Below are 9,006 nucleotides of genomic sequence, written 5' to 3' on the forward strand. Positions count from 1 at the left end.
GTACTCGGTCATGCACGTAAACGACCCGAGGTCGGGCTTTTTCTTCCTGTCGAACCCGGTGAACTCCTCTTGGGTGAGAGCGAGGGTAAGCTCCCTGGCCCTGTCCGCCCTGAAGTTCAAAAAAATCACGCCGTCGCCGTCCGACAGCACGGCCGTAGGCTTGCCGTTATCGGTTATGACCGTGGGATGGACGAACTCGTCGGTCTCGCCTCTTTCGTAGGCCTTCCTTAGGGCCTCCAGCGGGTCTTCGGCCTTAACCCCGTCGCCGTGGACCATCGCGTCGTAGGCCTTCTTGACCCTGTCCCAGCGTTCGTCCCTGTCCATCGCGTAGTACCTGCCCGATACGGTCGCCACCCTGCCCACCCCGAGCTCTCCCATATGCGAAAGGAGCGCTTTGATGTAGGCGGTCCCGCTCTTCGGCGGGGTGTCCCTGCCGTCGAGGAAGGCATGCACGTATACCCTGGAAAGTCCCCTTTCCCATGCCATACCGAGCAGCGCGTAGAGATGCAATATGTGGCTGTGCACCCCTCCGTCGGAAAGGAGCAGCATAAGGTGCAGGGTCGCGCCGCGCTCCTTTATGTCTGTGAGCGTGCTGTTAAGGGTCGGGTTCTCGAAAAAAGAGCCGTCCTGGACGGACTTGTTTATGCGGGTGAGGTCCTGGAATATGACACGTCCGGAGCCGAGGGTCAGGTGCCCGACCTCGGAGTTGCCCATCTGACCATCGGGCAATCCTACGGAGAGGCCGGAGGTATTAAGCTTAGTGGAAGGGTAGGTCTTAAGGAGCCTTGAGATGTTGGGGGTGTCCGCGAGTGCCGTCGCGTTAGCGTCCTTCTTCGGGTTTATGCCCCAGCCGTCCAGGACGATCAGCACGAGCGGCCTCATAGCCTTATCCCGCGACTGTTTCTTTTTCGGAGTTGACGGATGTGTCTCTACTCATGACGAGCGTATTCCAGTCGCCGCAGACGCGGCATCTTGCCTGCCAGTCGAGCGTGCCGTGCTTGCACCCGGAGCAGATAAACGGCGGGGCCAGTTCCTTATCGAGGGCCGGCCGGGTCTTCCCGAGCGCCTTCCGGAAGATATTAGCCGCCTTGCCGCCCTGGTCGCGCCTTAAGTAGGCCTCGCCGAGGAGTACCTCCCGGTAAAAACCGTCCTCCCCTTCCTGGCCGAGCCTTTCGAGTTCCTCGATGGCGTCGTCCACCATTTCGAGCCTCAGGTAAAGCCTCGCCGCGAGCAGCCTCAGATCGGTATCCCCGGGCCTTTCGCTGACGGCCGCCCTGTACTTCTCTATTATCTCCTGCGGCCTGGACTCCTTCAAGTAGAGCTCCTCGATCCTTAAGAAAAGTGCGGGGTCGGGGCGGCTGCCGTACGCCCTCTCCCATGTCTTCCTTGCGTCCGAGGCGCGTCCCTTCCTGAGTTGTATGTCGCCGAGAAGGATATGGCCCGGCACGAAGGATTCGTCGGACTTCACCAGCCCCTTCGCCTTGCCGAGCGCCTCGTCGAGTTTTTCGGCCTCCCCGGCCTCGCCATTTTTAATGGTCGCGGCCGCGCTCTCGTAGGTAAGCCCGGAAAGTATCTTATTCCCGGCGGCGCGCTCCTCCCCGTCGGAGAGGCGGCTGACGAGAGTTTTCTGGTAGTCCGCGGCCCTCTGCCACTCCCCGTTCTCCACCATCATGTCCCTGAGGCTCCCGAGAGCGTGCGGGTTACCGGGGTCGAGCGCGACTATCTCTTTAAGGGTCTCCTCCGCCTTGAACGTGTCGCCTATCTTCCCGGCATAGTCCGCAATGGCCGAGAGCACCTCGATGTTCCCGGAGTTCTTCAGGAGCAATCCCTCGAGGAGCCTCATGGCCTCCTGGGGTTTTCCGTCCTCCAGGTACGCCTCGGCGAGGCGGAAGGGTATGTCGATGTTCTTCTTATCCTGCGCGAACGCCTTTTCGAGGAGGCTTACCGCCTTTGCGGGGCTGCCCTTGAGTATCGCCGCCACACCGTCGCGGTAGTCCTTCTCCGTCCTGTCCCTCTGCTTCTTCTCCCGGCTGAGCCTCATGTCCGCTATGGCCCTCCTGGCGTCGACGAAGAGAGAGAGCAGGAAGACGAGCGCGGCGCCCAGGAAAAACCCCGCGAACACGACCACGGTAACCGGGAATACGTAGGCCCGGTCCTTCGCGATGACGAAGTTCACCTCCGCGGGATTAATCGTATGGAGGTAGAAGAAACCCCCAACGACGATTATGAGGAAAAAGAGTACAAGTTTGGAATACATGCCGATTAATGTCCGATCTCTTATTAATGTGCGGTCTTTTACGTTTTGCCCTCGGGGTTCAGTGCGAGTACGGCTCCCCCTTCATGATGGTAAAGGCCCTGTAGACCTGCTCGAAGAGGACCAGCCTCGCCAGTTCGTGCGGCATGGTCATGGCCGAGAGGGAGAGATTGGCGTCCGCCCCCTCCACGACCGTCGGGTGGAGGCCGTAGGCCCCTCCTACGATAAAGCATATCCGCTGCTTCCCGCCGGAGAGTATCCTCTCAAAAAAACCGGAAAAGCCTTTCGAGTCGAAGACCCTGCCGGTGTCCGAAAGGGCCACGATGAAGTCGCGCTTCCCGAGCTTTTTGACTATCCTCTCGGCCTCTCTCTTGAGGACGTCGACCCTGGGAGCCCCCTTAGGCGCCGGCCCCTCCTTTACCTCGATAACCTCCACCGGGGAGTACCTTCCTATCCTCTTCAGGTACTCCTCTACCCCCCGGGCTATATACCCTTTTTTAATGCCCCCGACGCAGAGGAAGACTATCTTCAATGTCTTTAAGCTCCCCCTCCCCCCCCTCCCCCCCACCCCGGGGGCGCAGGGGCCCCTTATCCGGCCTTCTTTTTCTCGTCCTTTATCGGGAGCGGTGGGGCGTCCACCCAGAGTCCTTCTATATCGTAGCGGGCCCTTACGGGCTCATGGAAGAGGTGCACCACGACGTCGCCGTAGTCCATAAGCACCCACTTGCCCATCTCTTTACCCTCGACCCCGAGCGGGCGTTTCCCTTTGGCCTTAAGCCCCTCCTCCACCGCGGAGGCCATCGTCTGGACCTGCCTCTCGGACAGGCCGCTACAGACCAGCAGGTAGTCCGAAACGCTGGAGAGCTTACTTATGTTAAGTATAACCACCCCTTCGGCCTTCTTCCCGCCGACGAGCTTTGCTATCTCAAGCGCCTTTTTCCTGGAATCCAGTTTCCGCTCTCTCCGGTCTTTTTTTTCCTGTTTTTTCCTTGCCTTACTTATAGAGACCTTTCCCGAGGATATATTCCTCCACCCCCGGGGGCACAAGGTACCTTATCGACATCCCCGCCGCCACCCTCCTGCGTATATCCGAAGAGGATATGTCCATGAGCGTCGTGTCGAAATAGGTCACGGAATGCCCGTAGGAGCTCACGTAGGCCTCCTTCTCCGCATCATAGCAGAACTTCCGCGCCAATTCAACAGGAACCACCTCGGCTATCTTCTTCGCCGCGTGGCCGGGCCTTGGGACCACCACGAAGTCCGCGAGCGTAAAAAGTTTTTCGTACTCGCACCAGGTGGTTATCTCGTTAAAGGAGTCGGCGCCCACCACTATGGCGGGTTCGAGTCCTGTTCCGTCCTCGCCAAGCGCCTTTACGGTCTCCACGGTGTACGACCTGCCCCCTCTCTTTATCTCGATATCCGAGGCCTCGAAGGCGGGGTTGCCCTCTATTGCGAGCCGGACCATATCGAGGCGCTCGGCTGCGGGCGGTATCCCCTCGCCGTCCTTATGCGGGGGCAGGCAGACGGGGATAAATATGACCCGTGCAAAGCCGAGTCCTTCGCGGACCTCCTCGGCGAGCCTCAGGTGGCCCGTGTGTATGGGGTTGAAGGTGCCTCCTATTATCGCCACGCGCATCTTTAATCCTCCCGGCTTCAAACGGTCTGACCTCCGCAGCTCGACCCGGCCCCGGCGGTACAGCCGTAGCAGTGCGGACCGGTCACGATCCTCCGCCCCTTGAGCCCGGCCCGGTCGAACTCCCTTATATGGCCGGGCGCGCCGGACGCGCACCCGAGCCTGAGCATCTGGTTGAAGTCGCAGTCGTAGAGGGAGCCGTCCCAGCCGACAGAGACCGTGGTGCGGCACATGACATTTTCCGCCGCCACAGGGTTAAAGGAAGATACAAGGCTCTCCCGGTATCCGTCGAGGCTGCCCGAGGCTTCAAGAGAGTCCGCAAACCTGCCGACGGGCATGTTCGTAAGCACGAATAGGCCGTTAAAGCTTATGTCGTAGCGCTCCAGAAGCTCGCGCCTGAAGGCGGCCTCCAACTCGCTCTGCACGGGCGGGAGAAAGGCTCCGGAGGGGTTGTATACGAGGTTTAAAAGAAGCCCGGACCCTTCCTTGCCGTAGCCGGCTTGGTTAAGCCTGCTTAACGCCTCCAGCGACCCGCGGAAGGTCCCCTTCCCTCTGACCTCGTCGGTAGTGCCTTCACTGTAGCACGGCAGGGAGGCGATCACCTCGACCGAGTTTTCCGCGAAGAAGGCGGGCAGCTCCGTATAGCCGTCTTCGAGCATTATCGTCAGGTTGGTGCGCGTCTTCACGTGGAGGCCCATCCCCCCCATCCCCCGGCAGCTCTCGACGAACCACCTGTAGCTCGGGTTCATCTCCGGCGCTCCGCCGGTTATGTCTACGACCGAGAGGCCGCCGGAAGAGAGGGCATCGAGACAGGCGTTGAAGGTCTCCCTGGTCATCACCTCTTCCATCCCCGCCCCCCCCCCGACGTGGCAGTGGCGGCAGGACTTGTTGCAGAGTTTCCCGACGTTCACCTGCAGGGTGGAGAGGCCGGTGGCCGCAAGGGGCCGGAGCCCGGCCTCAACCAAAGAACCGTCAAAAGTATGGCTCGAAATGTCCTCGGAACTGGAATGGATATCCATAGTGTCTCCGTTTTAAAAGGCGCTTGAAAGTTTAGTACGCGATAATTTCCAAGTCAAGGTGTTATACCCTGCTCCCCCTCATCCTCCCCTTTTTTCTAAAAACCTCCCCGAGCGGCTTTGTGAACCGCTTCCTCTCCTCGGGCCGGGAGTACCTGACGTATAACATACCCATCCCGGCCACGAGCGTCCCGCCCACCAGGTCGTAGACCAGGTCCCACATCGTATCCGGAAGGTCCCTCTGGGTGGTCTTATCGAAGAGGTTATCCACGGCGAACTCCCCGAGCTCCCACGCGGTGCCGACGGCCATGGCGAAGATCACGGTGAAAAAACCTATAAACGGTATCGTAAGGCGGAGCTTTCTTGTATAATGCAGCGTGTAGACTATCATAAACGCGAGCATGGCGATCACGGCGCTCCCGTAAAAGTGCAGGACCTTGTCCCACAGCCATACCTTCTCGTAGAACCTCATGACCTCGCCGAGGAACGTGTGCAGGAAGATAGCGAGGGTTATCAGGAGGTCCAGCTCGAAGGGGAGGTGGATATTGTAGTTCCTCTCGACGATACTCGGCACGAGGCTCAGCACTATGGCCACGAAGGTGGCGAACGCGAAGAGGTAGTCCCCTATGTAGATCTCATATGGGAAGAGCCCCACGAGCACGAGCTTCATGAACCAGGAGAGCGCCGCGCTCAGGGTTATGCTGTGCCAGCCTCTACTCATAGACCTCTATTATGTTAGAAAAACGACCCGATGGCAAGTAATTGCGTGGAGAACAGGGGCCCGGCCTCAAGGCGCGAGGTGTTCGCCTGGTGCATGTACGACTTCGCCAACTCCTCTTACACGACCGTCATAATCACCGTGGCCTTCAGCGTGTACTTCACAACGGTGGTGGCCGGAGGAGAAGACGGCAACGGGGAGAGGCTCTGGGGATGGGGCTACGCCCTCTCCATGCTGGTAATAGGGCTTATGGCGCCGCTCCTGGGCGCGGTGGCGGACCACGGGGGGTTCAAAAAACGCTTCCTCCTCTTCTTCACCTCCCTCTGTATCCTTGCGACCTCGGCCCTCTTCTTCGTCGGGCCGGGCGACATAGTGCTGGGACTTATGCTCCTGGCACTCTCCAACATAGGTTTTAACGGCGGGATGCACTTCTATAACTCGTTCCTCATAGACGTCTCGGACAGGTCCAACATAGGGAGGATATCGGGCTACGGCTGGGCGCTCGGATACGTGGGCGGGCTCCTATGCCTCATCCTCGTCTATCCACTCATAAAAGGGGGGCTCGTTGACGCGAACCTCGCCTCCTACCGGCTGAGCTTCCCGCTTACGGCCCTCTTCTTTCTCGTCGCCTCCATCCCCACCTTTCTCTTCCTCCGGGAGAGGTCGACAGTTCGGGCGAACCTTACGGCCGGGCACCACATAAGGGGCGGGCTCCGGAGGATGATCGAGACCTTCCACGAGATAAGGAAGTTCCGGGAACTCACAAAGTACTTCTTCGGGTATCTCCTCTATACCGACGGGATAAACACGGTCGCGGTCTTCAGCGCGATATTCGCGAACAAGGTGCTCGGCTTCACGCCCGGCGAGATAGTTATGTACTTCGTGGTGGTGAACGTAAGCGCGGCACTCGGGGCCCTGGCGTTCGGCCCCATAACCGACCGGCTCGGCGCCCGGGGCGCCATCTCCATAACGCTCGTTATATTGACGGGCGTTATGGCCGGGGTCTACATGGTCGAGACCAAGACGGGCTTCTATATAGTGGGGCTCGTGGCCGGGGCGGCCATGGGCTCGAACCAGGCCGCGAGCAGGGCGCTCCTCGGCCTCTTTACCCCGCACGGCAAGAACGCCGAGTTCTTCGGCTTCTTCGCTACGGTCGGGAAGTTCTCGGCCGTCCTCGGCCCCATCATATACGGTGAAGTAACGGCCGCGACCGGGAACCAGCGCTACGCCATCCTCACGATCGGGGCTTTCTTCCTGGTGGGACTCCTGCTACTGCAGTTCGTGGACGAGAAGAAAGGAAAAGAAGCTGCCGAGGGGTTTGAGGAAACGCACCCTTTGAAATGAACGACCTTACGACGAGTTCAAGCGCCCCTTGACCTCCCGGAGCGCCGTCCTTAGCCCTGCCGTTAGCTCCCGGAGGCTCTTCTGCTTTCTGAGGATATAGGCCGGGTGGTAGACGGGCATAACCGGGACCCCGCTCCCGTATTCGGCCCACGCGCCGGGGATGAACTCGCCTTGGGGAACGAGTGCGGTGAACGCGACCTTTCCTACCGCGACTATCGTCGCGGGCCCGACCGCAACTATTTCCTCTTTCAGGTAGGGAAGGAAAAAAGCTATCTCCGCCCTCGTCGGAGGGCGGGTCCTCCCCCTCTCGGTATCTATCTTCGGCCAGACCTTTACGACGTTCGTTATGTAGAGTTCTTCCCTGGGCCGCTCGAAGACGTCCTCGACTATATCGAAGAAAAAAGTCCCGGCCCGGCCGACGAACGGTCTTCCGAGCTTTGTCTCGCTCCTTCCGGGTGCCTCGCCCACCACCATGAGCCCCGATGGGACCGGGCCGTCTCCGAATACCGGCGTGCTCTCGCTTAAGGCCGGGTCCCTTCGGCATGCGGAAGCGATCCTCTTCCGTATCTTGGATATAGCTGCCCCCTCCGCCCCCTTCTTCAGCCCCCTCACCCGCCGTCCTTGCCGAAGAGGTCGGGCTCCTTTTTCCCCACTTTACCTTTTTCCCCTTTCCCTTCCTTCCCCTTTTCCACCCTATCTTCCTTCTCCCCCAGGGCCTCCGCCCCGGGGGACCCGGGAGCGCCCTTGTAGATAAACCTCTCGTAGAGCCTGTGGAACTCGGTCCAGTTGCCCCTGCCCCCCTCCTTCTCGATAAGGGAGCTTATGGAGTCCATCTTCGCGTCGAGGTCGTCGAGGTAGTAGAGGGCCGTGGCCTCCAGCGTCTTGGGCCTCTTCGGGGAGCCGAAATCGAGGTAGCCGTGGTGGCTGAGGAGCATGTGCTTCAAGAGCATCGAGGTCTCCCTGGGGAAGTCCGGCACCTCCTTTATCTTCGCCTCGACCATCTCCACACCCATTGTTATGTGGCCGATGAGCCTGCCCTCGTCGGTGTAGTCGAAGGGGCCGTCGTAGGAGAGTTCATATATTTTGCCGATGTCGTGGAGTATGAGGCCCGCGGTGAGGAGGTCTCGGTTAAGCTGCCTGTAATGTGATGATACGAACTCCCCGAGCTTGCAGAGCGAGAGGACGTGCTCGATGAGTCCCCCGAGCCGCGGGTGGTGCATGGCCTTGGCCGCCGGAGCGGTCATAAAGAGCCCCCTGAGCTCGCTGTCCTTGAAGACGGCGGTAAGGAGCCCCTTTATGTGCTTGTCCCCGACGGCCGAGATGACGCCGTCGAGCTCCTTTATCATCTCTTCCGGGTCTCTTTCGGTTGCGGGGAGGTAGTCCCTCATGTTGAACTCACCGTTGGAGAGTGCCGTCACCCCGGCCACGTTCAGCTGGAGCTTCCCCTGGTAGGAGACCACGTGGCCCCTTACCCTGGCCACGTCCCCCTTTTCAAAACCTCTGCCTATGGCCTCCGCATCGTCCCAGACGCGGGCCTCGACCTCGCCCGTACGGTCCATGAATTTTAGGTTCAGATAGGGTTTTCCGGCCTTGCTGACACCGGTCTCCTTCTTCGCTACGAGGAAGCTGTCGTCCACTCTAACCCTCTCCTTCAGGTCCTTTAGATGCAGTTTCTTCACCTATGCCTCCGTCGCTCCGCTTTTTTCCCGCCCGAGAAACCAGCTAACGTACCTCCCGACCCCCTCGTCGAGGCCGACCTCGGGCTTGAAGCCTAGAAGCCTTTCGGCCTTGCCGACGTCGGCGCAGGTAACCGGCACGTCGCCCTCGGCGGGCGGAAGTTTTTTGACGTTCGCCTTCTTGCCGAGCTTCTTTTCTATTATCGATATGAGCTCATGCACCTCATGGGTCTTCGAGCCTCCGAGGTTTATTATCTCGTAGGGGAACGGTTTATAGACGGCCGCCTCGACCCCGTTTATTATGTCGCCTACGTAGGTAAAATCCCTCTTCGCCGTGCCGTCGCCGTAGACCGGGACCTCCAACC

General features: G+C 59.9%; 11 protein-coding genes. 1 reads left to right on the plus strand and 10 read right to left on the minus strand.

Annotated features, from left to right (window positions below; translation table 11 throughout):
* The 7 genes from gpmI to V3W31_09225 form a co-directional block, all read right to left on the minus strand.
* A partial coding sequence (gene gpmI, locus V3W31_09195) for a 2,3-bisphosphoglycerate-independent phosphoglycerate mutase (protein MEE9615100.1) occupies positions 1-882 on the minus strand: 882 nt, incomplete at its 3' end.
* Between the two features lie 4 nt (positions 883-886).
* Positions 887-2,257 carry a tetratricopeptide repeat protein gene (locus tag V3W31_09200; protein MEE9615101.1) on the minus strand — a complete coding sequence of 457 codons (1,371 nt, stop codon included), beginning with the start codon at positions 2,255-2,257 and terminating at the stop codon, positions 887-889.
* A 58-nt stretch (positions 2,258-2,315) separates the two neighbouring features.
* Complete coding sequence (locus tag V3W31_09205) at positions 2,316-2,786, minus strand: 23S rRNA (pseudouridine(1915)-N(3))-methyltransferase RlmH (GenBank protein ID MEE9615102.1); 471 nt, start codon at positions 2,784-2,786, stop codon at positions 2,316-2,318.
* A 56-nt stretch (positions 2,787-2,842) separates the two neighbouring features.
* On the minus strand, positions 2,843-3,301 hold the full coding sequence (gene rsfS / locus V3W31_09210; GenBank protein MEE9615103.1) for a ribosome silencing factor: 459 nt from the start codon (positions 3,299-3,301) through the stop codon (positions 2,843-2,845).
* Positions 3,249-3,890 carry a nicotinate-nucleotide adenylyltransferase gene (gene nadD, locus V3W31_09215; protein ID MEE9615104.1) on the minus strand — a complete coding sequence of 214 codons (642 nt, stop codon included), beginning with the start codon at positions 3,888-3,890 and terminating at the stop codon, positions 3,249-3,251. Before nadD ends, rsfS begins: the two co-directional genes overlap by 53 nt.
* 17 nt (positions 3,891-3,907) lie before the next feature.
* Positions 3,908-4,906: an arsenosugar biosynthesis radical SAM (seleno)protein ArsS gene (gene arsS, locus V3W31_09220; GenBank protein ID MEE9615105.1), complete on the minus strand. Its 999-nt coding sequence runs from the start codon at positions 4,904-4,906 to the stop codon at positions 3,908-3,910.
* A gap of 61 nt (positions 4,907-4,967) precedes the next feature.
* On the minus strand, positions 4,968-5,624 hold the full coding sequence (locus V3W31_09225; protein MEE9615106.1) for a hypothetical protein: 657 nt from the start codon (positions 5,622-5,624) through the stop codon (positions 4,968-4,970).
* 30 nt (positions 5,625-5,654) lie between these two features.
* Here V3W31_09225 and V3W31_09230 point away from each other — a divergent pair, with 30 nt between their 5' ends.
* Positions 5,655-6,965: an MFS transporter gene (locus tag V3W31_09230; GenBank protein ID MEE9615107.1), complete on the plus strand. Its 1,311-nt coding sequence runs from the start codon at positions 5,655-5,657 to the stop codon at positions 6,963-6,965.
* 6 nt (positions 6,966-6,971) lie between these two features.
* Here V3W31_09230 and V3W31_09235 read toward each other — a convergent pair whose 3' ends face one another.
* From V3W31_09235 to V3W31_09245, 3 genes are all read right to left on the minus strand, one after another.
* Positions 6,972-7,577, minus strand: a complete 606-nt coding sequence (locus tag V3W31_09235; GenBank protein ID MEE9615108.1) for a uracil-DNA glycosylase — start codon at positions 7,575-7,577, stop codon at positions 6,972-6,974.
* Positions 7,574-8,644, minus strand: coding sequence for an HD domain-containing protein (locus V3W31_09240; protein MEE9615109.1), 1,071 nt, complete (start codon positions 8,642-8,644; stop codon positions 7,574-7,576). The genes V3W31_09235 and V3W31_09240 overlap by 4 nt, the downstream gene beginning before the upstream one ends.
* On the minus strand, positions 8,645-9,006 hold a 362-nt coding region (locus tag V3W31_09245), incomplete at its 5' end, for a GDP-mannose 4,6-dehydratase (protein MEE9615110.1).

Source organism: Thermodesulfobacteriota bacterium (assembly GCA_036482575.1).
Taxonomy (GTDB): Bacteria; Desulfobacterota; GWC2-55-46; order GWC2-55-46; family JAUVFY01; genus JAZGJJ01.